Origin of the sequence: Paraburkholderia sp. GAS82 (assembly GCF_050436285.1) — a bacterium.
Lineage (GTDB): Bacteria > Pseudomonadota > Gammaproteobacteria > Burkholderiales > Burkholderiaceae > Paraburkholderia > Paraburkholderia phenazinium_B.
This window is the reverse complement of the sequence record NZ_JBNDLX010000001.1, coordinates 1,027,376-1,050,935: the sequence shown is the minus strand read 5'-3', so window position 1 is coordinate 1,050,935 and position 23,560 is coordinate 1,027,376. Positions and strand designations below refer to the sequence as shown.

General features: G+C 61.3%; 21 protein-coding genes. 4 read left to right on the top strand and 17 right to left on the bottom strand.

What is annotated here, in order from left to right; all coding sequences use genetic code 11:
• Nucleotides 1-71 precede the first annotated feature (71 nt).
• From P3T17_RS04585 to P3T17_RS04515, 15 genes are all read right to left on the bottom strand, one after another.
• Nucleotides 72-836 carry an SDR family NAD(P)-dependent oxidoreductase gene (locus P3T17_RS04585; RefSeq protein WP_429404956.1) on the bottom strand — a complete coding sequence of 255 codons (765 nt, stop codon included), beginning with the start codon at nucleotides 834-836 and terminating at the stop codon, nucleotides 72-74.
• 33 nt (nucleotides 837-869) lie between these two features.
• Nucleotides 870-1,964: an LLM class flavin-dependent oxidoreductase gene (locus P3T17_RS04580; protein ID WP_429404954.1), complete on the bottom strand. Its 1,095-nt coding sequence runs from the start codon at nucleotides 1,962-1,964 to the stop codon at nucleotides 870-872.
• 40 nt (nucleotides 1,965-2,004) lie between these two features.
• Nucleotides 2,005-2,511, bottom strand: a complete 507-nt coding sequence (locus P3T17_RS04575; protein ID WP_074264506.1) for a flavin reductase family protein — start codon at nucleotides 2,509-2,511, stop codon at nucleotides 2,005-2,007.
• 98 nt (nucleotides 2,512-2,609) lie between these two features.
• Nucleotides 2,610-3,371: an SDR family NAD(P)-dependent oxidoreductase gene (locus P3T17_RS04570; RefSeq protein WP_429404952.1), complete on the bottom strand. Its 762-nt coding sequence runs from the start codon at nucleotides 3,369-3,371 to the stop codon at nucleotides 2,610-2,612.
• An 82-nt stretch (nucleotides 3,372-3,453) separates the two neighbouring features.
• A complete protein-coding gene (locus tag P3T17_RS04565; protein WP_074264504.1) occupies nucleotides 3,454-4,182 on the bottom strand; it encodes an amino acid ABC transporter ATP-binding protein in 729 nt (242 codons plus the stop codon).
• Nucleotides 4,179-4,835 (bottom strand): amino acid ABC transporter permease, encoded by a 657-nt coding sequence (locus P3T17_RS04560; protein WP_429287000.1) that lies wholly within the window; start codon nucleotides 4,833-4,835, stop codon nucleotides 4,179-4,181. Before P3T17_RS04560 ends, P3T17_RS04565 begins: the two co-directional genes overlap by 4 nt.
• Before the next feature lie 3 nt (nucleotides 4,836-4,838).
• Nucleotides 4,839-5,501, bottom strand: coding sequence for an amino acid ABC transporter permease (locus tag P3T17_RS04555; protein WP_074264502.1), 663 nt, complete (start codon nucleotides 5,499-5,501; stop codon nucleotides 4,839-4,841).
• 46 nt (nucleotides 5,502-5,547) lie between these two features.
• Entirely contained in the window at nucleotides 5,548-6,369 is an 822-nt protein-coding gene (locus tag P3T17_RS04550) for a transporter substrate-binding domain-containing protein (RefSeq protein WP_074264501.1), read from the bottom strand.
• Between the two features lie 186 nt (nucleotides 6,370-6,555).
• Complete coding sequence (locus P3T17_RS04545) at nucleotides 6,556-6,975, bottom strand: DUF1801 domain-containing protein (protein WP_074264500.1); 420 nt, start codon at nucleotides 6,973-6,975, stop codon at nucleotides 6,556-6,558.
• A 116-nt stretch (nucleotides 6,976-7,091) separates the two neighbouring features.
• Nucleotides 7,092-7,427 carry an L-rhamnose mutarotase gene (locus P3T17_RS04540; RefSeq protein ID WP_429404950.1) on the bottom strand — a complete coding sequence of 112 codons (336 nt, stop codon included), beginning with the start codon at nucleotides 7,425-7,427 and terminating at the stop codon, nucleotides 7,092-7,094.
• 43 nt (nucleotides 7,428-7,470) lie between these two features.
• Nucleotides 7,471-8,589 (bottom strand): mandelate racemase/muconate lactonizing enzyme family protein, encoded by a 1,119-nt coding sequence (locus tag P3T17_RS04535; RefSeq protein WP_074264498.1) that lies wholly within the window; start codon nucleotides 8,587-8,589, stop codon nucleotides 7,471-7,473.
• A 7-nt stretch (nucleotides 8,590-8,596) separates the two neighbouring features.
• Nucleotides 8,597-9,478, bottom strand: coding sequence for a carbohydrate ABC transporter permease (locus P3T17_RS04530; RefSeq protein WP_429404948.1), 882 nt, complete (start codon nucleotides 9,476-9,478; stop codon nucleotides 8,597-8,599).
• 5 nt (nucleotides 9,479-9,483) lie between these two features.
• Nucleotides 9,484-10,425 (bottom strand): carbohydrate ABC transporter permease, encoded by a 942-nt coding sequence (locus P3T17_RS04525; RefSeq protein ID WP_083611514.1) that lies wholly within the window; start codon nucleotides 10,423-10,425, stop codon nucleotides 9,484-9,486.
• Between the two features lie 75 nt (nucleotides 10,426-10,500).
• Nucleotides 10,501-11,832, bottom strand: coding sequence for an ABC transporter substrate-binding protein (locus P3T17_RS04520; protein ID WP_429404946.1), 1,332 nt, complete (start codon nucleotides 11,830-11,832; stop codon nucleotides 10,501-10,503).
• Nucleotides 11,833-11,928: 96 nt separating this feature from the next.
• Nucleotides 11,929-12,993 carry an ABC transporter ATP-binding protein gene (locus tag P3T17_RS04515; protein WP_429404944.1) on the bottom strand — a complete coding sequence of 355 codons (1,065 nt, stop codon included), beginning with the start codon at nucleotides 12,991-12,993 and terminating at the stop codon, nucleotides 11,929-11,931.
• A gap of 245 nt (nucleotides 12,994-13,238) precedes the next feature.
• On the opposite strand from P3T17_RS04515, the gene P3T17_RS04510 reads away from it, so the two are divergent.
• Nucleotides 13,239-14,030, top strand: a complete 792-nt coding sequence (locus P3T17_RS04510; RefSeq protein WP_083611406.1) for an IclR family transcriptional regulator — start codon at nucleotides 13,239-13,241, stop codon at nucleotides 14,028-14,030.
• Between the two features lie 48 nt (nucleotides 14,031-14,078).
• Here the strand turns inward: P3T17_RS04510 and pgm are convergent, their stop codons facing one another.
• Both pgm and P3T17_RS04500 read right to left on the bottom strand, forming a co-directional pair.
• On the bottom strand, nucleotides 14,079-15,737 hold the full coding sequence (pgm, locus tag P3T17_RS04505) for a phosphoglucomutase (alpha-D-glucose-1,6-bisphosphate-dependent) (protein ID WP_429404942.1): 1,659 nt from the start codon (nucleotides 15,735-15,737) through the stop codon (nucleotides 14,079-14,081).
• A 61-nt stretch (nucleotides 15,738-15,798) separates the two neighbouring features.
• Nucleotides 15,799-17,094, bottom strand: a complete 1,296-nt coding sequence (locus tag P3T17_RS04500) for an MFS transporter (protein ID WP_429404941.1) — start codon at nucleotides 17,092-17,094, stop codon at nucleotides 15,799-15,801.
• A 414-nt stretch (nucleotides 17,095-17,508) separates the two neighbouring features.
• Between P3T17_RS04500 and P3T17_RS04495 the strand changes: the two genes are divergently transcribed.
• From P3T17_RS04495 to P3T17_RS04485, 3 genes are read left to right on the top strand one after another with little or no spacing between them, the layout of a single operon-like run.
• Nucleotides 17,509-20,676, top strand: coding sequence for an efflux RND transporter permease subunit (locus P3T17_RS04495; protein WP_074264493.1), 3,168 nt, complete (start codon nucleotides 17,509-17,511; stop codon nucleotides 20,674-20,676).
• Nucleotides 20,673-21,953 carry an efflux RND transporter periplasmic adaptor subunit gene (locus tag P3T17_RS04490; RefSeq protein WP_429404939.1) on the top strand — a complete coding sequence of 427 codons (1,281 nt, stop codon included), beginning with the start codon at nucleotides 20,673-20,675 and terminating at the stop codon, nucleotides 21,951-21,953. The genes P3T17_RS04495 and P3T17_RS04490 overlap by 4 nt, the downstream gene beginning before the upstream one ends.
• Nucleotides 21,950-23,500, top strand: a complete 1,551-nt coding sequence (locus P3T17_RS04485) for an efflux transporter outer membrane subunit (protein WP_429404938.1) — start codon at nucleotides 21,950-21,952, stop codon at nucleotides 23,498-23,500. The genes P3T17_RS04490 and P3T17_RS04485 overlap by 4 nt, the downstream gene beginning before the upstream one ends.
• Nucleotides 23,501-23,560 lie beyond the last annotated feature (60 nt).

Sequence of the window (23,560 nt, the reverse complement as noted above, 5' to 3'; positions counted from 1 at the left end):
AGATAGCGAGATTCAACGCCTTCAGGCGCCACGTGGGACGCCAAAAATCAGATCCGACACCGGCGGCCGTATCAACTCCAGCCGCCATCCACCACAAAGCTCTGGGCGCTGCACATGCGGCTGTCGTCGGAGGCGAGCCAAAGCGCCATCCGCGCGATATCGTCCGGCATGACCAGATCCTTGAGGCACTGACGCCGTTGGATTTCGGCCTTGCCTTCGTCTGTGACCCATAGTTCGAGTTGCCGCTTCGTCATCACCCAGCCCGGCACGAGCGTATTCACGCGGATTCCGCGCAGACCGAGATCCCGTGCGAGGCCGCGCGTCAAACCTTCGATAGCCGCTTTGGCCGCAATGTAGATCGGCATCCCGCCAAGTCCTACGCGCCAGCTGAAGGAGCCGACATTGACGATCGACCCGCCGCCGGAGCGGACCATGCCGGGCACGACCGACTGCGCGCAAAAGAACAGGTGCCGCAGATTCAGCGCGATGCGTTCGTCGAAATATTCGACGGAGACGCTTTCCAGGTCGTGCCGCTCATCGTGCGCGGCGTTGTTGACCAGCACCTCGATATCGCCATGCTGTGCGCAATGACCGGCGATCGCGCTCTGCACTGCGGCTATATCGCAAAGATCGACGTGCAAAAACACCGGTTTCCTGTTTTCAGGCGCGTCCAGCTTGTCGAGCAGCGAGCGTGCCGCCGCTTCGTCACGTTCGATAAACACAACCCGCGCGCCCTGGCGCCAGAACTGCTCGACGTGCGAGGCACCGATGCCGCCACCGCCGCCTGTCACCAGCACATGGCGATCTACAAGACTGGGATATTGTGCGAATTTCATTGGAAACCCTCCTGTTCAAGCAACACGCCAGGATCAGGCCTTGACGAGCACCTGCCCTTCAAGCCGCTCCTGGCCGATCCGCTCGATCGGACCCAATTCCTTTTCGACCAGCGGTAAAACCTCAGAAACAAACCGTTCCAACGAACGACGTGCCCGTTCGAGCGGCATGCACCCAAACTGGAAATTGCAGGCGTAGTGCGTCGGATTCAGGCGGCGCAGATCCTGGACGATCCGCTCGGCCACCTGTTCTGGAGTGCCAACGACTGTGTTCGCCGCATACTGTTCAATCGTCTGCTCCCCGTCGAATGGCTCGTCGCTGATGAAGCTGCCATCCATCGGGAGATCGTTAAAACGAAGGTGGTTGGCCATGCGACCCACATAGCGTGCACGCTCGCCGGCCTCGAGTGCTTCCGCGCGGCTGTCCGTGACATGCACGTACTGCATGATGGCCAACGGCTTCGTTTTCGGATCGACACCGACCGCCTGCCAGTTCTGATCGAGCTGATCGACCATCTTGTACAGCACCGGCGAACCGAGCGTACTGGCGGCAAGAAACGGTGTGGCGTTGCTGTTGCGGATCCGCTCCAGCAGCGGAATCTGGCTGCTCGTGACATACACCGGCGGTATCGGACTCTGCAGAGTCCGCACGGCAAAGGTCGACCTGGGCACCGTGATGTATTTACCTTCGAATTCGACCTCGCCATTGAGCAGCGCGCTCTCGACGACGTTCCAGTACTCCAGGAACATCTCCACTTTTTCCTCGATAGGCAGGCGGAAACGCTCGAATTCGAACTGCTGGTAGCCCGTGCCGACTCCGATTACCGCGCGCCCTTCCGACTGGATGTCGAGCAGCGCGATCTCCTGGGCAACCCGCACGGGGTTGTAGAGCGGCAATACGATCACCCCCGTACCGAGCTTGATGCGTTTGGTCCAGCCCGCGGCGTAGGACGCCATCATCAGCGGCGACGCACACATCGAATAGTTGCAGAAGTGGTGCTCCGCGAACCATGCCGTGTCGAAGCCCAGATGTTCCGCGGTCTGCACCATCGTTTTCGTGTCGCTCATCACACCAGCGGCCCCTTGCGGATGATCACGCAGGGTCATGAGGCTGAAAATTCCGAATTTCATCCAACTCTCCAGATTACGTTCCAATCAAAACCGCTACCGTTCATGCTGCTGCGGCTGCGAGCGCCGCCGTAGTGACGTAGGTCCCGTCCTGGTAAATGAGGGGACTGACCTCTTCGGCAAACCGGACCTCTTCGACCTTGCCGATCACGACCACATGGGTCCCATATCTGATGGTCTCTCCGACGCTGCAGAGCAGATTGGCCTGCGCGTCGGTGAGGTAGGGGATACCCAGAGTGTCGCCTTCCCAATGGCCCGCGCCAAAACGCTCCGAACCCTTGAGCTTTCCCCCAAACGCACTCGACACATCCGCATGCGAGCGTTTGAGGACGTTCACATAGAAGCGCCCTTCGGCCATCAGCGGTCCGATCACCGACGACGACGTATTCAGGCACACCACCATCGAGCAAGGCTCCAGGGAGAGCGAGGTAACGGCCGTGGCCGCCATGCCGAACCACCCACCGTCGCGAGCGCAACTGATCACGCTGACGCTGGCAGCCAGTCTGCGCATGCATTGACGGAATCCATCGTTAAGCTCGCCGGTACTCATGACATCTCTCCACAGTGGATCGGTTTCCTTAAATATTGCAGATTATCTACAATCCGTCAATGCGATTCTGGGCCTTGTTACGGGGCCCGATCGCGAAGTTAGAGGGAAATTCCGCCGTCGATAATGACCGTTTGACCCGTCATCATCCGTGCGCCGAAGCCCAGGTAGGCAATCGTTTCGGCGACGTCCGCCGTGGTTGCCCAGCGCTTGAGCGGCGTCTTTTCGATCGATTCCTTCCTGTGTTCCTCAGTCCAGCCGATCCCCCACGAACTTTCCACTACGCCCGGCGCAACGGCATTCACCCGAACATTGGGCGCAAGCGAACGGGAGAGGTTTTTGGTCAGATTGATCACCGCCGCCTTGGACGCGCTGTAACAGATGCTGCTGCTCACCGAGCCGAACCCGGCAATCGAAGCCGTGTTGACGATCGCACCTTTCGCTTCGGCCAAAGCCTTGGCAGCGAACTTCGAGCAGCGAAACACGCTCATGAGGTTGGTATTCATGATGACCGTCCAGAGATCCTCGGTGACAGAGTCGAGATCGGCGATCGGAATCGGTTTGCTCACGCCCGGTACGCCGGCGTTATTCACCAGAAGATCGAGACGTCCCAATTGTTCGATGGCCGTTCGGACCATCTCTTCCGCGCTACCCGGGTTGCCTACGTCGCCTGGCGCCGCAAACGCCGTGCCGCCGCTTGCCCGAATGCTTTTCACGGCCTCCGGACCACGCGGATCGTTCGGTAGAAAGTTGATAGCCACGGTGGCACCGGAGCGTGCGAGCAGCCTCGCCGTCTCCAGGCCTATGCCCGACGCGGCGCCGGTGACCAGTGCCGCGCGATTTTTAAGGTCAAACGAAATCATGGCGCTCCTTGGTTGTGCAGATGGATGTTGCCGGGCGAATGCACGCCCTTCGTATTTCTGATTGATTACCTTTCGACTGTCGTCACGCTCTCGAATCGCGCTGCAAAAACCGCTGGGTTCTCTCATCGCGAGGACTGCCGAGCACTTCCGCCACCGTGCCAACCTCGCAGACCTGTCCCGAATGGAGAAAGGCGACGCGGTCGCCGGACTGGCGCGCAAACGAAATGTCGTGAGTCACGACGACCATGGTCATGCCTTCGGATTTCAGCAGACGCATCGTGTCGAGCACTTCGCCAACCAGTTCCGGATCCAGTGCCGACGTCACCTCATCGAACAGCATGTACGCCGGTTCCATGGCCAGTGCGCGGGCAATTGCCAGACGTTGCTGCTGACCGCCCGACAGCCGCGTCGGCAACAGATCCGCCTTGTCGCCGAGACCCACGTGCTCCAGATGCTTCTTCGCGATCGCGCGGGCGTCGCTACGGCTGCGTTTGGCGACCAGCCGCAGCGCAAGCATGACGTTCTCCAGTGCAGTCAGGTGCGGAAACGCGTTGTACTGCTGAAAGACAATTCCAAGCTTCTGTCGCAGGCGATTCAGGTTGGTGTCCTTCGCATGAACATTGATACCGTCGACCGTGATCGATCCCCCCTGAATCGGCTCCAGCCCATTGATGCACTGAAGCAAGGTCGACTTGCCCGAGCCACTGGCGCCCAACAGGCACAGCAGCTCGCCTTTTTTTACGTCCAGATCGATCCCTTTCAGGATCTCGACCTCGCCGAACTTCTTATGGACCGAACGGATTTCGATCATGATGCGATGCCTCTTTGCAAATGAGCGCTGTAACGCGACACGGGATAGCAGATCACGAAATAGAACAGCCCGACCCCAAGCAGCAGCGGCAAGGTTTCATTGGTACGCGAGATGAGTATCTGCGCCGACTTCATAAACTCGACGTATCCGACGACGCTCACCAGCGCCGTATCTCTCGTCAATCCAAGCAGAAGCCCGATCCATGCACTCAGCCCCGTGCGCAGTGCCAGGGGCGCGGAGATATGGAAGAGCGTCTGGAAATAGCCCATGCCGAGCGAGCGTGCCGCACGGATGTATGCGTACGGCACCGATCCGAGCGAGCCCCGCACCACTTCGGAGGTCACCACGGTCATGGACGAACTCAGGACAATGATGCTCAACCAGAACGTGCTGAACGCGTTGCCAGACATCGAAAGCGCGCTGTTGACAAGAATCAGCTGGATGAGCAACGGAACGCTGCGCGTGATATCGACGTAAGGAGTGGTGACGACACGGATTCCCGGCGACACATGTCGAAGCCAGCCGAGGACGATGCCTCCGCACGTTCCGATCCCCCCCGCAAGGACCGATACGAGCAGGGTATGGAGCGCTCCGATGAGCAGAAACTGCGCGTCGCTCCAATGAAAGCCCTGATCCGCCAGAATGAACTGCATACGCTAGGTCCTCAAGGCACGGCGAAACACGATCTTCGAGCCGAACTCGATGGCCTTGGCAAGCACGTAGTAGATACCCGCGGTCACCAGGAAGAATTCGAAACTCCGGAACGAGACTGACTGTGCCGCGTTGGCCGCACCGGTCAACTCCCTCAAACCGATCAGCATGCCTAAGGATGAATTCAGCAGTGCCCACACAGCCTGATTGATGAACGCCGGAAACACGTGGCTGAAAACCTGCGGGAAGATCACCTTGCGGTATGCCTGCCACTGGCTCATGCCCAGTGAGCGAGCGGCTCTCAGTTGTTGCGGAGGAACGGCAACCAGGCCCCCGCGGAAGATCTCGGCGAGGTAGCCCGCGTTGTTGAAAGTCAGCGCAATCAGCACCGAGGCGAAACTCGAGATGTTGATGCCGAGGGCGCCGACGCCGAAGTACATCATGTACACCTGAAACAGCGTTGGTGTATTTCTCGCCACCTCGATCCATGCCGACGAAAATTTTCCGGCGACGCCCCGCCCATTCTGTCTTGCAACCGACAGCGGCATGGCCAGCAGCGTTCCGAACAAGACGGAGAGACACGTGATCTCGACTGTCAGCCGCACTCCGCTCAACAGTTCGGGCCATGCATCCCACACGAGAGACCAGTAAAAGGTATAACCAGACACATGTACTCCCAATCAGACGCAGTCCCGACGTGCCGCAATCGCGGGTTCAGTAGTCGACGCCCTTGAGATTGAGCGGTGCCGGCTCGCCCGGCGCGATGTACTTGTTATACAGTTCCTTGTACCGGCCCGATGCCACCTGATTCCAGACAAACAGCTTCACCCACTGCAGAAACTGATAGTCGTCACGCTTGACGGCGATCGAATCCATGTCGGACAGGTCTGCCGTTCCGCCCACGACGAACGTCGGAAACTTTCCGCTCTTCACCAGCAGGTCGGCGGTGGACGCCGAGACCAGGATCGCATCGACCTTCCCCTGCTGGAGCGCCAGATAGGCCTCGGTATCGGAGGCGAAGCCGGTATAGGTCGTCTTCGGGTTTTTCCACTGGGCGATGGACTTGTTCAGAAACTGCTCGGTCGAGGTGCCATTGACGCCGCCCAGAGCGTGTCCCTTCATACTGTCATACGACTGAATGCCTGCGCCTTTCCGGGCCAGCACGACGGTCACGTAATTGATGTACGGCTGGCTGAAGGCCACGCTGATGCCGCGCTGCGCGGTATTCGTGGTCGACGCAATCAGCACGTCGATCCGGTTCGACACCAGCGCCGGGATACGGTCAGGCGACGGCGTTTCGACAATCTCGGCCTCGGCGCCGAGCGCCTTCGCCATATCCTGGCAATACGCCACGTCGAAGCCATCGGGCTTGTTATCGGGCGTCCGGAAACCCGCGGGCGGTGAGTCGAGCATGACGCCGCAGCGCAGCTTCTTCGCCTGGATGACAGAATCCAGCGTCGATCCATAGCCCGGCATCATGAGCGCCGCAAGGCCAAGCGCGACCACCGCGCGGACAACCATACTAACTTTTGACATGTCCTATCCTTTGCTGGGTAAGCAAACCGCTAGTGATCGCGGCGCACTTCACTGGGATTGAGAGGCAAACGCACGACCCGCCACCGCCCGTCCAGACGGTCAACCAGTCAGGCGACACATCTAAATTAAGTAGATTGTCTACAATTGTCAACCAGACAAAAACCCCATGCAGGGGTTCGCCGCGCCTCAGGGCTTTTTAGTTTCAGCCGTTTTCGCCCGAGGCCTTGCAGGCGCGTTCTTCTTCAGTTTGGTCTGGTTATATTCGATCGCGGCGCGTACAAGGGCTTTCAAAGCACGGTCATTGACCTTATCGCCCTCAAGAAAGTCGATCGCCCGTCTCATGTTGCCTTCGAGCCCCGCGTTGAAAAGCTTGTCCGGATCCGCCAGACTCGCCCCGTGGGCAAAGGTGACCTTCACCTTCCCTTTGTGGGCATTTGCCACCGCGATCATTCCGTCGCGCGACCACACCGGGCTGCCCATCCACTTCCATTCCTCGATAATCTCCGGGTCCGCCCCAAGGATGCTCTTGCGCACGCTGGCAAAAGTCTTACCGCGCCAATCCGTCAGCCCTGCGATCAGTTCGTCAATGCGTTCCGATGGATTCATTGGCTCTCCATGCCTCCAGTTCCGGTGTCGTCCCGTTCAATCACAATCGTAAATGTAGCGGCTACACTGGAAGATTGTAAGCGAACGCTGGTACGACACCCGTCGCGGCGGCCTGGTCAGATCTGTTCGCTCAGACGAAACACACTCTCCATCGGCTGCCAAGCGGTTTTCTCGGCATGAGGCAAGGGCTGCTGGAAGCTCGCCATCAGCGTCTCCCATTCTTTCACTCGCGGATGCGTGCCCGGCCCGATGACCAGCTGCTCCGGCGCAAATCCGGGATCGGCGTCGATTAGCATGACCAGGCGGTTCTCGCGCCGCCAGATGGTCATGTCATGAATACCCGAAGCCCGAAGATGTTCGAGCACCTCGGGCCAGACCTCCCGGTGATAGCGGTCGTACTCCGCCATCACGGCCGGGTCGTCGCGAAGATCGAGGGCGAGACAGAAGCGCATGCGACACTCCATAACAGGGGCAAACGGCAGGCTACGCGTGTACTCAGGCGTTGACCGGCGTGTCGAGCTCTACGTGCAGACGCTGTTGCGCGCGAATCGCGTCCCAGTCCCAGTCGATACCGATTCCTGGCGACGCCGGCGGTGTGGCATACCCCTGCTCCACCACGATCGAAGTGCCAGTCAACGAGTCCAGCTGAGGAATGTACTCGAGCCAGCTTGCATTGGGTACGGCCGCGCACAAGCTTACGTGCAGCTCCATCAGAAAGTGCGGACAGATCTCAATGTTCATCGCCTCGGCAATATGCGCAACTTTTAACCACGGCGTAATGCCGCCCACGCGGGCAACATCCGCCTGAACGATCGAGCATGCATCCGCCTTCACATACTCGGCGAACTGCGCCGGGTGGTAAAGCGATTCGCCAACCGCAACCGGCACCGTCGTCGCAGCACACAGACGCCGATGCGCGTCGAGGCTTTCGGCGGGCATCGGTTCCTCCAGCCACGCGAGCCGTAGCGGTTCAAACGCGTGCGCCCGTCGCAGCGCCTCGGCCAGCGTGAATCCCTGATTGGCATCGACCATCAGTTCGAAGCCGTCGCCCACAGCCGAGCGCACGGCAGTCAGGCGGGCGGCGTCCTCCGACACATGCGGGCGCCCTACTTTCAGTTTCGCCCCGCGGAACCCTTCGGCTTGTGCCCGCAGCGTCTGCTCGACCAGCTCGTCTTGCGACAGATGCAGCCAGCCCCCCTCGGTCGTGTAGGTGCGCACACGCTGTTGCGCGCCGCCGGCAGCAATCCACAGCGGCAGGCCCGCCACGCGCGTATTGCGATCCCATAGCGCCGTATCGACGGCGGCCAGTGCGAGGCCGGTGATCGCGCCCACCGCGGTTGCATGCGTATGGAAGAACAGATCGCGCCAGATTGCTTCGTACTCCGCGGGATTGCGGCCTATCAGCCGAGGCACGAGATGATCGTGCAGCAGCGCGACGATCGACGAGCCGCCGGTGCCGATCGTGTACGTATAGCCGGTTCCGCTACTGCCGTCGCTGCAGCGAATCGTCACCAGAATGGTTTCCTGCACGACGAACGACTGGATGGCGTCCGTGCGCCGCACTTTCGGCTGCAGGTCGACCTGCCGGATTTCGACGTTTTCGATAACGGTCATGGTAGTTTTATCCTTTGACGCCGCCGAGCGTAAGCCCCGCAATCAGGTGTTTCTGAACAATGAAAGTCAGCACGATGGCCGGAACGATGATGATCACCGCCATCGCGCACATGCCGGCCCAGTCCACCGTGAACTGCGCGGTGAAGTCCATCAGGCCGACGGGGAGTGTTTTGGTATCGGGACTGCGGCACAGTTGCGAGGCCAGCGCGAATTCGTTCCAGCTCGTCAGGAAGGCGAAAATCGCCGCCGACGCCACGCCCGATTGCGCGAGCGGCAGCTCGATATGCCAGAACGCCTGCCAGCGGGTGCAACCGTCTATCTGGGCGGCCTCGGCGAGCTCCGCCGGCACTTCGCGAAAGAAACCATCGATCAGCCAGACGGTAAACGGCACGTTCATCGCGAGATACACGATGATGACGCCGATGCGCGTATCGAGCAGACCTGTCCACGCCCACAGCATGAAGATCGGCAACGAAAGCGCGATGCCGGGAATGGCCCGCGTGAGCATCAGGACCACGAACAGTGTCTTCTTGTGGCGGAACTCGAAGCGTGCAAACGCATAGCCGCCTAACACGCCGACCACGATCGCGGCGCAGGTGCTCGCCAACGAGATCAGCATCGAATTCACAAAGTACTGACGAATCGGCAGCGAGGCCATTGCACCGAAGCCGAACATGTTGCGGAAGTTGTCGAGCGTATAGCTGCTGGCATCGGAGAGCGGCTGGTTCGACAGGATCGCCACGTTCGAGCGAAATGCGTTGAGCACAACCCACAGGCCGGGCAGGCAGATCACCGCCATCACGATGAAGACGGCGAACCACAACGCGGCCCGCCTGAGCGGCGCCCCTGGCGAGGAAACCCGGTAATCGCGTTCAATAGTCGTGCTCATGATGTTCAGGCGGGTCCCATATGTCTGCGTGCGGCATTTAGCTTGCGGAAGAAGTACAGCGTGAACAGCACGGAAACGAGCACCGACACATAGCCGATTGCATTCGCGTAGCCCATATGCGAGTCGTCGTAGGCGATACGGCCCACCATCGTCCACAGTAGTTCGGTGCGCCCGCCGGGACCGCCGTTCGTCATGATGCGCACAATGTCGTAGGCCCGGCCGACATCGAGCGAGCGGATCGTCATCGCAATGTAGACGAACGGCATCAGATACGGCAGCGTCACATAACGGAAGGTTTGCAGCGGCGTGCAACCGTCGACTTTGGATGCTTCGATCGGATCTTTCGGCAACGCCATCAGCCCGGCAAGCAGGATCACGGCGAAAACGGGTGTCGAGTTCCAGACCTCGGCTGCGACCAGCGAGGCCAGCGCCGAATTCGCATTGACCAGAAAGGGAATCGTGCTTTTCAGGCCGAACAGTGTTTGCAGAAGATGATTGACCACCCCGGTGCTGTCGTTGAGCATGAACTTGAACTGAAAGCCGACCAGCACCGGCGAGAACATCATCGGGAACATCATGATGGTGCGCAAAATACGCTGGCCTTTGGTGACCTCGTTGAGCAGGAGCGCGATGCCGAGGCCCAGCACGAGTTCCAGATTCAAGGCAATCGTCAGGAACAGCACCGTGCGGCCGAATGCGGCCCAGAAATCTTCGTTGGCAAAGGCACGCAGATAGTTGCGCAGGCCAATGAAATGCCAGATCGTCTCAGGCTCGATCAGGCGGTAGGCGGTGAAGCTCGTGTAGAGCGAAAACAGCAACGGCAGCACGACAACGATCGCCACGGAGAAAAACGCCGGCAGCAGCAGCTTGAGCGGCAAAGCAATACCCTCATGAGAAACCGGCACGAGAGCGGGTACGGCAGACGAATCTTGAAGGTTGGATCGCATGGTGTCGTGGAGCTGGAAGCAGATCGCCCCGCACGGCGCAGCGTGCATCGTGCGGGTCGTGCGGTGCCTTTATCGCTAGTCGGAGGCGTCCTGCATGATGTCGGAGACCTTCTTCGCCGCGTCGTCGAGCGCCTGCTGGGACGACTTGTCGCCAATCAGCGCCTTCTGCAGTTCAGGCCACAAGGCATTCGAGATTTCGTCCCACTGCTGGATGCGCGGCGGTGTAAAGGCATCCTGACGTGCCGCCGTGCTAAACACGGCGATGGCATTCGCCATGTACGCATCGTTCTTCGCCTGGAACTCCTTCACAACGGCCTGCTGCGCATCGACGCGCGACGGAATCGTGCCGAGGCGCGCCTCCACCATCTGCGAATCGAAACTGGTCAGGAATTGGACGAAGCTCGCGGCGACCTCCGGACGATCGCAGCTCTTCGTGATCGAGAAGCTATGCGATCCGGACCAGCCAGGCCGCTTGTTGGCGGCACCGAGCGGCGCCGGCACGACGCCCACATTGCCCGCGATTTTGGAGGTCTTCGGATCGTTGTAGAACGACGCGAAGCCAGGCCAGTCGAGATCCAGCGCCACCTTGCCGGCGGCAAAGTTATTGCCGAGGTCGTCCCAGACGTAGCTCGGCACGCCCTTGGGCACCGCACCGGCCTTGTAGAGATCCACGAACCAGTTGAGCGTCTTGACGCCAATCGGCGAGTTGAACGCGGCACGGTTCTTTGCATCGAGCAACTGTCCGCCATTGGCGATCAGCAGCGAATAGAACGTACCCGTAATCGCTTCGTCCTTGCCGGGAAACTGCGTGCCATAGAAGTTCGGCGCCTTGGTAAAGAACTTGGCCTGCTGGGTGAATTCCGCGTAGGTTTTCGGTGGCGCGAGCGTCTCTCCGAACTGCTTGCTATAGGCGGCCTGGTTGGCCGGATCGCCGTACGCAGTCTTGTCGTAGTACAGCGCTTCGATATCGACCGAGCGCGGAATCTGCACCAGATGTCCATTGATCTCCGAGGCCTTCAGCAGGCTCGGCGAAAACGCGGCCAGATAACTCGCAGGAAAGAGTCCCTTCAGATCACGGAAGATCGGGTATTGGGCCGAAAAATTGGTGTGATTCGACGACACGCAATAGTCGATATGGCCAGATGCGATGTCTTGTTTCAGTTCGCGATCCAGCTCGAAGTGGCTCTTGCGCGAGATGATCTCGACTTTCGCACCAGTCTGCTTTTCCCACAGCGGAATGCGCGTATAGAGCGCCTCGTACTGCACACCGCCGATCAGCTTGACCCGCAGTGTGTAGCCTTTGTATTCGTCGTCGGCATGAGCGAGGCCGGACGCAACGATGCCCGCGAGCGCGAGCACCGAAGCGGCGAGCCTGAACATGGTCGGCATGGTTAGATAGCGCATCATTGTCTCCTCTTTTATGAGTTCCGCCGTGAGACCGCGCGGCTTGCCGGCGGCCAATACTTCATGCGAGCCCCGCGGCGGGACGGCTCGCACTCCTGTTCATCGCAAGCGCCTGCCGCTGGCGCGATCGAATACGAGTACCTTGCCGAGGTCGGCGCGCAGCGCAATCTGGCTGCCGGCGCGCAGATCGGTACGGCCGTTGAGCATCACGCAACAGGTCTGCCCAGCAACCGTGCCGAACAACTCGGTTGCGGCACCCGTGGGCTCGACCACGTCGAGCGCGAACGGCATGCCGTCCTCGCCTGCGAGGCCGAGATGTTCGGGCCGCACGCCGTACACCACCTGCTGGCCGTGCGCGGCATTGACAGGCGGCACCGGCAATGCGAGTTCGCCGACGCGAACGCATGCGCCATCGCCATGCTGTTCATACACACCGTTGAAGATATTCATCGCCGGCGAGCCGATGAAACCCGCCACGAAGAGATTGTCAGGATCGTCATAGAGCGCGAGCGGCGTGCCGACCTGTTCAATTTCGCCACCGTTGAGCACGACAATGCGATCAGCCATCGTCATGGCCTCGATCTGGTCGTGAGTCACGTAGACCGTGGTGGCGCGCAAGCGCTGGTGCAGCGCCTTGATCTCCGCGCGCATCTGCACGCGCAGCCGCGCATCGAGATTCGACAGCGGCTCGTCGAACAGAAAGACCTTCGGGTCGCGCACGATGGCACGGCCCATCGCCACTCGCTGGCGCTGGCCGCCTGACAGGTGGCGAGGATGTCTGCCGAGCAGCTCCTGCAAACCCAGCAGCGCCGCCGCCTTTTGCGCCCGCGCCGCAATCTCCTTGGCGTCGTGGTTACGCAGCTTGAGCGCAAACGTCAGGTTTTCGAGCACCGTCATGTGCGGATAAAGCGCGTAGTTCTGGAACACCATCGCGACATCGCGATCACGCGGCGGCAGCGCGTTGACGATCTGCCCGTCAATCAGGATGCGCCCGTGCGTAACGCCCTCAAGCCCTGCCAACGCGCGCAGCAAGGTGGATTTGCCGCAGCCGCTCGGCCCGACGAGCACCAGAAACTCGCCGTCCGGTACAGCCAGGTCGATCTGCCTGAGAACCTGAACGGCGCCGAACGACTTGCGCACCTGTTCGAATGCAACGGCTGCCATTCCCCTCGCCTCCACGTGATTGCCATGTCCGCGGCCTGCTGACTGGTGGCCCGGAACACGCTCGTTCCGCGACTCGTTAAATTTTAGGTATGAAAATGCATTTCATGTATGAAATTTACTAGGTGTTTTCCCCGTCTGCGGAATGGCCGCCAGGATCGCTCATTTCGCCTTCTCCGGCCCTACAATCCCTCTGGTTATCATGTGCGCCATCTGATCGGGCATCCGTTGGCATTGCGGGAGGAAAATTGAACGACAACGCGACACGCTACTCGGCGCCGGCCCTGGAAAAGGGCCTCGACATCATCGAACTGCTGGTGGGCCACCCCGAGGGCTTATCGCTTGCGGAACTCGCCAAGGAACTGGGCCGCACCACCGCGGAGATCTTCCGCATGGTGGTCACGCTGGAAACGCGCGGTTATCTGCAGGCTGCCGGCGACCGCTACGTGCTGTCGCTGCTGCTGTTTCAATTGGCGCACCGGCATCAACCGGTGCGCTCGCTCGTATCGACCGCGCTGCCGCTGATGACGCAACTCGCCAAGCAGGCCGGACAGTCGTTTCATCTGTGCGTGTATCAGAAGGGCCGCGTGTTGATCGTGGCCGGCGTCGAGAGTCCCGAGCGCTGGGGTTTCTCATTGAAGGTGGGAACCTTGATCGGTCTCACCGATACCGCATCGGGGCAGGTGCTGCTGGCGTTCCAGGAAGAGCCGCAGCGCCTCGAGATGCTCGAACTGCACGTGCCGGTGGAAGGCGAGCAGGCCGTGGATCCCCAGCAGTTGACGAAGGACCTGGCGCAGATCCGCAAACACGGTAACGCGCGGATGCCGAGCCGCCAGGTCAAAGGCGTGAAGAACCTCGCCTATCCGGTATTCGGCCGGGATGGGCACGCCATTGCAACGCTAACCTCGCCGTATATCGAGCGGATCGACAACGCCCCTGTACCGTCGATGAGCGAGGTGGGAGAAATGATGAAGCAGGCGGCGCAGACGCTGACCGCGCTGATGGGGTTCAACGTGTACTGGGACGCGTCGACGCAGTAACGCGCATGCGTCAAACGCAGTCCCTGCCACACCCAGCGCTAACTGACCTCAGGGCGTCGCGCCCTGCTGCGCAAGCGTACTGTCCACCATCGTCTGCGCTTCCTCGACGATGCGCGTCAGATGCTCCTCGCCGAGGAAACTCTCTGCGTAAATCTTGTAGATATCCTCAGTACCTGAAGGACGCGCGGCAAACCAGCCGCTCTGCGTGATTACCTTGATGCCGCCTATGGCCGCGTCGTTACCCGGCGCACGGTCGAGCACCTGCAGGATCTTTTCGCCAGCCAGTTCGGTATGCGGAAACTGCGAGGGCGACAACCGTCCCAACAGCGCTCGCTGCGGCGCCGTGGCGGCCGCCTGCACGCGGCGTTCGACCGGCTCACCCAAACGCTGGGTCAGATCCCGGTAGATTTCAGCAGGGTCGCGGCCGGTGCGTGTCGTGATTTCGGCCGAGAGCAGCGCGGGCACGATGCCGTCCTTGTCGGTAGACCACGCCGTGCCGTCGAGCCGCAGGCAACTCGCTCCCGCGCTCTCCTCGCCACCGAACCCCAATGAACCATCGAGCAGGCCGCTAACGAACCATTTGAAGCCAACAGGCACTTCGTAAAGCGTGCGCCCAAGCTTCTCGCTGACCCGATCGATCATCTGACTGCTGACGATGGTTTTGCCCACCGCTGCACGAGTTGGCCAGTGCGGTCGATGCGCGAACAGGTAATCGACGAGCACGGTGAGATATTGATTGGGCGGCATCAGGCCCGCTGCGCGCGTGACGATGCCGTGCCGGTCATGATCCGTGTCGCACGCGAAGGCCACATCGAAGCGGTCCTTCTGGGCGAGCAGCGGTTGCATCGCGTAAGGCGAAGACGGGTCCATGCGAATCCGCCCGTCCCAATCGAGACTCATGAAGCGAAAGGTCGGATCCACTTCATCGTTGAGCACGGTGAGGTTCAGGTGATAGCGATCCGCAATCGGCCCCCAGTAGTGCACGCCGGCGCCGCCGAGCGGATCGACGCCGAGGCGGATCGGCGCACCACGGATCACATCCATGTCGAGCACGTTGACGAGGTCGGCGACGTACGTGTTCAGATAGTCGTACCGGTGCGTGTGCGACGAGGCCAGTGCCTTCGCCAGCGGCACACGCAGCAGGCCATCGAGACCGGCCTCGAGCAAGCCGTTCGCGGCCTTTTCGATCCAGCCGGTGACACTGCCGTCAGCGGGGCCGCCATTCGGCGGGTTGTATTTGAAGCCGCCGCTATCGGGCGGGTTGTGCGAAGGCGTCACCACGATGCCATCAGCGAGGCCCGCGGTGCGGCCACGGTTATACGTGAGGATTGCGTGGGAAACCGCGGGCGTAGGCGTGTATTCGCCGTTCTGCGCGATCATGACGTCGACGCCATTGGCGGCCAGCACCTCTAGCGCGCTGACGTTGGCGGGTTCGGAGAGCGCATGCGTATCGATGCCGAGAAACAGCGGCCCATCGATCCCCTGCTGCTTGCGGTAATGACAGATGGCCTGCGTAATGGCGAGCACATGCCATTCATTGAAGCTGCGTTCGAACGGCGAGCCACGGTGCCCCGAGGTGCCGAACGAAACGCGTTGTGCGGGGATCTGCGGGTCCGGCGTTTCTGAATAGTACGACGTGACAAGCCGGGGGACATTGACAAGCATTTCATGCGGTGCGAGCTTGCCGGCGAGCGGATTGATGTTCATGGATGCCCTCCCGTTCTTTTGAGTATCTCAGCATACTCTGCCTGGGCGGGAACGGACAACGCTACGCGCTCGCGGCGCGCGCCACCTGCGCGCTGGCACGGCGCTCAGCCAGCACAGGAGGCACCAGACTCCAGATCAGCGCCACGCCCACCAGATCGCCGAGGCCCAGCGCCACGAAGAACGGTGCATAGCCGATGGTCATGACGAGCGCGCCCATCACCAGGGTAAAGCCGAGGTTGCCGATACCGGCGCTGAGCGCCGCGAATCCCGTCACGGTCGCCACCTCATGACGCGGAAACAGATCCGCGGACATTGAAATCACTGTCACCGATAGCGTCTGATGTGCGAAGCCGCCGAGGCACAGCAGGAAGATCGCCATGGCCGGATCCTTCACATAGCCGACGCCTGCCATGGCCGTCATCAGCAGCGCGCCGAACGTGAAGACAACGCGCTTGCCGTTGATGATCGAGAGATTGAAGTGACGGTTCAGAAAGAACGACACGGAGCCGCCCATCAGGCAGCCGACATCGGCTGCAACGAACGGCAGCCACGCGGTCATCGCAATCGCTTTCAGATCGAAGCCGCGCGCCTGATGCAGATACAGTGGCATCCAGAACACCAGGGTGCCCCACACGGGATCGGCAAAAAAGCGCGGCAGCGCGATGCCCCAGAAATTACGCGAGCTGAAGATTTCGCGCAGATTCGGTTTCGAACCGTCTTCGGCAAGACCAAGCGCCTTGCCGTCGACGATATATGCGGCTTCCCGCTCGCTTAGCGCAGAGTGCGCGCTCGGGTGACGATAGAAGGCGATCCACAACACGGCCCAGATAAAGCCGATGCCGCCTGCGATCACGAAGGCAGCTTGCCAGTTGTAGCGCAGGATCGACCACGCGATCAGCGGTGGCGCGGCAATCGCGCCAATCGACGTGCCGATGTTGAACACGCCCGCGGCAATCGCACGTTCGCGCAGCGGGAACCAGAACGCTGCGAGCCGCATGCCGGCCGGAATGAACGACGCCTCGACGAGGCCAAGCATGCCGCGCAAAACAAACAGACCGACCCAGCCAGTGGCAAAGCCGTGCGCCATGCAGATAACGGACCACGCGAGGCCGCACAGCAGAAAGCCAAAACGCAGGCCAATGCGATCCATCAGGTAACCGGTGAGCGGGCCACCCAAGGGGTACATGACGAGAAACGCGCCGGTAATCCAGCCGTACTGACTGGTGGTGATGTGCAGGCTTTGCATGACCGTCGGCGCGGCGATGGCGAGCGAACTGCGCGCCAGATAGTTCATGACCGTGCCCAGTGCCAGCAAGGCGATCATCCACCAGCGTAGCCCTCGTACCTTGATTCCCATGATGGCGTCTCTCTCCACTCGATATGGTTTTTAAAAGCGGCCAACGCACGTCGGTACCGCTCGCCTCGCGGTAGACATCGTATGTCCGTCAACCTGTCGGGATCAAGGAGGAGATCACGGGTGTTTACCCGGTGTTCGGCGCAAAGCCATGATACGACTAGGAAATAAGGCTAGGCATGAGGTCGGGGACGCGCTGAAGCCTATCAGACGCCACACCCAGTTGTACGACAACTAACAGCATAGGATTGCATTCGCGGCCTGCTCCACTCCGTCTCCCGATGTCAAAACCATAAAAAATGCTTAATCGGTCTGGCGATGCCGCGTTACGTCGCCTCACCCATCATGCGTTCAAGGCCCCAGCGTCGCCCACGGGCTGCCCACGACTCGACTCCCTTGCATTTTGAACGGCACCCAATGAACGCCATTGTCCTTGTCGCGTTACGCAGACCTTTGACTTTTGTAGTGATGAGCATCCTGATCGTGCTGTTCGGCGGTATGGCGGTGCTCAGGACCCCGACCGATATTTTTCCGAACATCCGTATTCCGGTGGTGGCTGTGGTCTGGACCTACAACGGTCTGACGCCGCAGGACATGTCCGGCCGCGTGATCTACTACTACGAGCGCTCGCTCACCTCGACCGTCGAGAACATCGAGCATATCGAGAGTCAGTCGCTCTACGGGCGCGGCATCGTCAAGGTGTTCCTGCAACCGGGCACCAACGTCGCCGCAGCACAGGCGCAGATCACCGCGGCCTCGCAGACCGTACTCAAGCAGATGCCCGCTGGCATCACGCCACCGCAGATCCTTTCGTATAACGCCTCCTCAGTGCCGGTGCTGGACCTGCAGGTGTCGGCGGCCGGCATGACTGCGGCGCAGGTCTACGACATGGCGTCCAATCTGATCCGCCCGCAACTGGTCGCTGTGCCCGGTGCTGCGATTCCAACGCCGTATGGCGGCGCCTCGCTGAACGTCGAAATCGATCTCGATCAGACCAGGCTGCTTGCACACGGCTTGTCGGCGGTCGACGTAGCGCACGCGCTCAGCTCGCAGAACGTCGTGCTGCCCGCCGGCGACCAGAAGATCGGCGCGCTGGACTTCATGGTCGAAACCAACGCGAGCCCAATCGCCGTTTCCACCTTCAACAACCTGCCGATCAAGACCGTCGACGGCGCCACCGTCTATCTGCGCGACGTGGCCTATGTGCACCGCGGCTCGCCACCGCAGATCAACGCCGTGCTCGTAAAAGGCAAGCAGGCGGTACTGATCCAGATCCTGAAGAGCGGCGATGCCTCGACGCTCGCAGTGGTCGACGGCATCAAGAAAGCACTGCCAGGCATTATCCGCACCCTGCCGCCCGGCGTGAAAATCACTACGCTCAACGACGCCTCGGGATTTGTGCGCGACTCGGTGGATGAAGTGGTGCAGGAGATGATCACCGCGGCCATTCTGACCGGCCTGACGGTGCTGCTGTTTCTCGGCAGCTGGCGCTCGACGCTGATTGTCGCCACCTCGATCCCGCTCGCCATTTTGTGCTCGGTGCTGGTGCTCTCGTGGCTCGGTCAGACCATCAACGTGATGACGCTCGGTGGTCTGGCGCTAGCCGTGGGGATTCTCGTGGACGACGCGACCGTCATGATCGAGAACATCGATTCGCATCTGGAGGCCGGCGCGGAGCTTGAACCCGGCATCATCGACGCGGCTAACCAGATCGTCGTGCCCACGTTCGTCGCGACACTGTGTATCTGCATCGTCTGGCTGCCGTTGTTCCAGTTGAGCGGCGTGGCCGGTTATCTGTTCCTGCCGCTTGCCGAAGCCATCATCTTCGCGATGATCGCCTCGTTCATCCTCTCGCGCACGCTCGTGCCGACCATGGCGGCCTATCTGCTGCGCGGCCAGGTGGAAGCGCACAAGCACGGGCATGCCCCCAACCCGGGACCGTTCACGCGCTTTCAAAGAGGCTTCGAACACCGCTTCACGCGTTTTCGCAACCAGTACAAGGTTTTGCTGACCGGCATCGTGGCGCACCGCGGCCGCTTCATCTCGATCTTCGTGGCGGGCTCGTTCGCTTCGCTCGGCCTGCTCGGCTTTCTCGGCCGCGATTTCTTTCCGAGCATCAAGTCGGGTGAGATCGACATGCATATGCGTGCGCCGGTCGGCACCCGTCTCGAGGAAGCGTCGCGGCTTGCGGTACTCGTGAATGCCTCGATCCGCCAGATCCTGCCCGGCGAAGTCACCAACGTCCTCGACAATTGCGGCCTGCCCGCCAGCGGCATCAACGAGGCCTACAACTCGACGGGGACCATCGGTCCGCAGGATTGCGACATCACGATCAGCCTGAAAAACGACCGCTCGCCCGTCGACGATTACCGGTTCAAGCTGCGGCGTCAGTTGCCGCTACTGTATCCGGGTACCGCTTTCACATTCCTGCCCGGCGACATCACTGCGAAGATTCTCAACTTCGGCTTGCCGGCGCCGATCGACGTACAGGTTGCCGGCCGCGGGCAAGCTGCGAACTTCGCCTACGCGCAGGAACTGGCCGCACGCATCCGGCGCATTCCTGGTAGCGCGGACGTCAACATCCAGCAGGCGTTCGACGAACCCACGCTGAAGATCGCGGCATCGCGCTCGTTCGCTTCGGGGATCGGGCTGACGGAAGCAGATATCGCCAACAACACGCTCGCCACCTTGTCGGGTAGCGGTCAGACGGCGCCGACGTATTGGCTCGACACCTCGAGCGGCGTCTCGCACCTCGTCAACCTGCAGACGCCACAGGATCAGCTGAGCTCGATGAACGATCTGGAGACCATACCAATCGACAAAGGCGATGGCGATCCTAACGACCACGGCGTGCAACTGCTCGGCGCACTCAGTACCATCAGCCAGACCGGCACGCCGTTGCTCGCCTCGCACTTCAGCATCCTGCCTGCCATCGATATCTTCGTGAGCAATCAGCGGCGCGACCTCGGTGCGGTTCACGACGCGGTCGAGAAAGTGGTCGCCGATATGGCCGATCAGGTGCCGCACGGCGCGTCGGTCCACCTGCGCGGCCAGGCCCAGACCATGAGCAGCGCCTATTCGCAGTTGCTGGAAGGACTCGCGCTGTCGATCCTGCTCGTATATCTCGTCATCGTCGTCAACTTCCAGTCCTGGCTCGACCCGTTCATCATCATCACCGCGTTGCCCGCTGCGCTCGCGGGAATCGTCTGGAGCCTGTTTCTGACGCACACCACGCTGTCGGTGCCGGCGCTCACGGGCGCCATCATGTGCATGGGCACGGCGACCGCCAATTCGATTCTGGTGGTGTCGTTTGCCCGCGAACATTTCGCAGTCCACGGCGACCCTGTCGCGGCCGCTATCGAAGCCGGCTTTGCCCGAATCCGTCCAGTACTGATGACGGCGCTCGCCATGATTATCGGCATGCTGCCGATGTCCTTCAGCAATACCCAGAACGCCCCGCTTGGACGCGCCGTGATCGGCGGCCTGCTGGTCGCCACCTTCGCCACCTTGCTATTCGTACCTTGCGTGTTCGCGCTGCTGCATCGCGACCGGAAGACCCAGACAGACAGGGAACTGCACGCATGAACACCCTTCGAGATATCTCCCTCCCCGGCCGTCCGAAAGTGCGGCTGCTGACCGGCGTGGGCCTGCTGGTCGCGCTCGCCCTCGTGGCGCTCGGCATCGTCCAGCGGCACGACAACCTCGCCGATCTGCGCGACGTCGCCAACGAAGATTCGGTCCCACCCGTGCAGGTAATGTCGCCGATGCCCGGCCCCGCCTCCCGCACCATGACGCTGCCCGGCAACATCCACGCCTGGTACTCGGCGCCGATCTATGCGCAGGTGTCCGGCTATGTGTCGAAGTGGTACAAGGACTACGGTGCGGTGGTCAAGGCGGGCGATCTGCTCGCGACCATCGACGCGCCCGCTGTCGATGAACAATACGAAAGCGCCCAGGCGAATCTCGATGTCGCCCGCACCAACTACAACCTCGCGGCGGTGACGGCCAAACGCTGGACCGCCCTGCAGGGAACCGAGGCCGTCTCGCAGCAGGAAGTGGATGTGCAGGTGGCGAATGCCGCCGCACAGAAGGCCCAGGCACGCGCAGCAGAGCACCAGGTCGCGCGTTTCAAGGTGCTCGAAGGCTTCAAGGCAATCGTTGCCCCGTTTGACGGCGTGGTGACGTCGCGCAACACGGACGTCGGCAACTACGTCAATGCGGCCGGCGGCGACGTCAGCTCACAAGGCGCGGCCGACGAGCTATTCAGCGTCTCCGATATCCACGAGATGCGTGTGTTCGTCTCGGTGCCGCAGGACTATTCCTCGATCCTCAAGCCTGGCCTGACCGCCACGCTCTCGCTGCCGCAGTATCCGGGCCGCAGGTTCGAGGCCACCTTCGACACCACCGCGAATGCCTTCAACCCGCAGACACGCACGGTCGTAACCGAGTTGCTGGTGAAGAACCCCGATCATCTGATCTGGCCTGGCACGTATGCCGACGTGCATTTCGTCATACCATCCGATCCCAACGTGCTGATCATCCCCGAACAGGCCTTGCTGTTTCGCGCGGAAGGCATGCAGGTCGCGCTGGTTGGGGCCGACGACAAGGTTCATCTGCAGGACGTCAAGCTCGGCCTCAACCTCGGGCAGACCGTGCAGGTGGTCTCCGGTCTGACGCGCAGCGACCGCTTGATCGTCAATCCCTCAGCCGGGATTCTCGAAGGCGAGAAGGTGCGAATCGTCACCGGTGCGCCTGGCGTCGCGCTCTCTCCGCAGTTCCACGCCGCCACCCCTGTCCCCGCCAACCTGAGCGCTGAGCAGCGCGCCAAGATTGAAGCCGCACGTAACGATTCGGGGAAATGATGCGCTGTACTAACCGGCAACCTGGCCGCCAATTTACCCGCCTGTTTGGCCATCGGATTTTCCGCGTGAGGCCGATCGCCTGCCTGGCAATGCTCACCGTTCTTTCGGGCTGCGATCTCGCACCCACCTATACGCCGCCCAAAATGATCCTGCCGGCCGACTACCGCGGCTCGGGACCGTTTGTCGAAGCGACTCCGCAGGATCAGCTCGCACGCGGCCCATGGTGGCAGATGTTCAACGACCCCGAGCTCGATCGCCTCGAAGCTCAACTCGATGCGGCTAATCCCGATCTGCTGGCCGCGCAGGAAACCTATACCCAGGCGCGGGACGTCGTCGGCGAGGCTCAATCGGGCCTGTTTCCGCAATTGACCTCGCAGGCGTTCGTCAGCCAGAACGGAGAATCCGCGCACACGCTGTTTCATAACAGCACCGGCCTCAATCACGAGCAGTCGAACGGCTACGGCGCCGCAGCCACCTGGGAGCCGGACTTCTGGGACGAGATCCGCAATAGCGCGAAGTCGGCGAAGGAAAGCGCCCAGGCCACGGCGGCGCAAGTCGCGTCAGCCCGGCTTAGCCTCGAGATGGAACTGGCCAGCGATTACATGGCCGCTCATGGCCTCGATACCGAGCATGCGGCGTATCAGCAGGCCATCGCTTCGTATCTCGACGCGGTCAAGATTACGCAGATGCGCTATGCCGGCAAGATTTCCTCAGGCCTTGACGTCGAACGTGCCCAGAATCAGCTCGCTTCGGCACAAGCCATGGATACGGACGTTGAAGCACAACGCGCCGTTCTCGAACATGCAATCGCAGTGTTGAGCGGCGCGAACCCCACCACGTTCAGCTTGCCGGTGCGCACCGACGCTCATATCGCGCTACCGGAAGTGCCGGCCGGCGTGCCCTCGGCTCTGCTGCAACGGCGTCCCGATATCGCTCAGGCCGAACGCGCCATGGCGGCTGCCAATGCAGCGATCGGCGTCTCGCGAGCGGCTTTCTATCCGAACATTCGCCTCAACGCGATGGGCGGCTTCGAGGACACGGGCTTCGCCCTGGCCTCGCTGCCCAATACGCTGTGGGCAGTGGGTGCGTCCGCCATGCTGCCGCTATTCGAAGGGGGTTTGCGCAAGGCTGAGGTGCAGGCGAGCTGGTCCAGGTTTGCCCAGACCGGCGACAACTACCGGTCGACGGTGCTCACCGCGTTCCGGCAGGTCGAAGACAATCTGGTGCTGACCAGCAAGCTCGCCACCGAGGCGGCCCAACAGCAGGCCGCCCTGCAGGCCGCCCTCAAGGTGCAAAACATCTCCATGAGCCTGTACCGGGATGGTCTGGACAACTACCTGAATGTCACCGTGGCCCAGATCGCGGCACTCACCGCGCAGATTACGGAAGTGCAGGTGCAGACGCGACGTCTGCAGACCGCGGTGGCGCTCACGGGCGCTTTGGGCGGTGGCTGGAGCACGGCTGAGCTCCCCACTGCGGACCAGACCCGGCCGTTCAATCCAGTGAGCCTGAGCACCGCGCCTGGCGATGTGCACGAGCCGCAATAACCACGGATTTTCCTGGCCAGACCGAGACGATGTGATTTAAATATCTCTTCATTTTCATGC

Excerpts from the sequence above, each read along its gene's own strand:
- P3T17_RS04485 (WP_429404938.1), top strand. The coding sequence starts at position 21,950 with ATGATGCGCTGTACTAACCGGCAACCTGGCCGCCAATTTACCCGCCTG.
- P3T17_RS04565 (WP_074264504.1), bottom strand. The coding sequence starts at position 4,182 with ATGATCGAAATCCGTTCGGTCCATAAGAAGTTCGGCGAGGTCGAGATC.
- P3T17_RS04515 (WP_429404944.1), bottom strand. The coding sequence starts at position 12,993 with ATGGCAGCCGTTGCATTCGAACAGGTGCGCAAGTCGTTCGGCGCCGTT.
- P3T17_RS04570 (WP_429404952.1), bottom strand. The coding sequence starts at position 3,371 with ATGATTTCGTTTGACCTTAAAAATCGCGCGGCACTGGTCACCGGCGCC.
- P3T17_RS04540 (WP_429404950.1), bottom strand. The coding sequence starts at position 7,427 with ATGCGCTTCTGTCTCGCCCTCGATCTTCGCGACGACCCGGCCGTGATG.
- P3T17_RS04520 (WP_429404946.1), bottom strand. The coding sequence starts at position 11,832 with ATGATGCGCTATCTAACCATGCCGACCATGTTCAGGCTCGCCGCTTCG.
- P3T17_RS04495 (WP_074264493.1), top strand. The coding sequence starts at position 17,509 with ATGAACGCCATTGTCCTTGTCGCGTTACGCAGACCTTTGACTTTTGTA.
- P3T17_RS04585 (WP_429404956.1), bottom strand. The coding sequence starts at position 836 with ATGAAATTCGCACAATATCCCAGTCTTGTAGATCGCCATGTGCTGGTG.
- P3T17_RS04500 (WP_429404941.1), bottom strand. The coding sequence starts at position 17,094 with ATGGGAATCAAGGTACGAGGGCTACGCTGGTGGATGATCGCCTTGCTG.
- P3T17_RS04545 (WP_074264500.1), bottom strand. The coding sequence starts at position 6,975 with ATGAATCCATCGGAACGCATTGACGAACTGATCGCAGGGCTGACGGAT.
- P3T17_RS04490 (WP_429404939.1), top strand. The coding sequence starts at position 20,673 with ATGAACACCCTTCGAGATATCTCCCTCCCCGGCCGTCCGAAAGTGCGG.
- P3T17_RS04550 (WP_074264501.1), bottom strand. The coding sequence starts at position 6,369 with ATGTCAAAAGTTAGTATGGTTGTCCGCGCGGTGGTCGCGCTTGGCCTT.
- pgm (WP_429404942.1), bottom strand. The coding sequence starts at position 15,737 with ATGAACATCAATCCGCTCGCCGGCAAGCTCGCACCGCATGAAATGCTT.
- P3T17_RS04525 (WP_083611514.1), bottom strand. The coding sequence starts at position 10,425 with ATGCGATCCAACCTTCAAGATTCGTCTGCCGTACCCGCTCTCGTGCCG.
- P3T17_RS04575 (WP_074264506.1), bottom strand. The coding sequence starts at position 2,511 with ATGAGTACCGGCGAGCTTAACGATGGATTCCGTCAATGCATGCGCAGA.
- P3T17_RS04560 (WP_429287000.1), bottom strand. The coding sequence starts at position 4,835 with ATGCAGTTCATTCTGGCGGATCAGGGCTTTCATTGGAGCGACGCGCAG.
- P3T17_RS04530 (WP_429404948.1), bottom strand. The coding sequence starts at position 9,478 with ATGAGCACGACTATTGAACGCGATTACCGGGTTTCCTCGCCAGGGGCG.
- P3T17_RS04580 (WP_429404954.1), bottom strand. The coding sequence starts at position 1,964 with ATGAAATTCGGAATTTTCAGCCTCATGACCCTGCGTGATCATCCGCAA.
- P3T17_RS04535 (WP_074264498.1), bottom strand. The coding sequence starts at position 8,589 with ATGACCGTTATCGAAAACGTCGAAATCCGGCAGGTCGACCTGCAGCCG.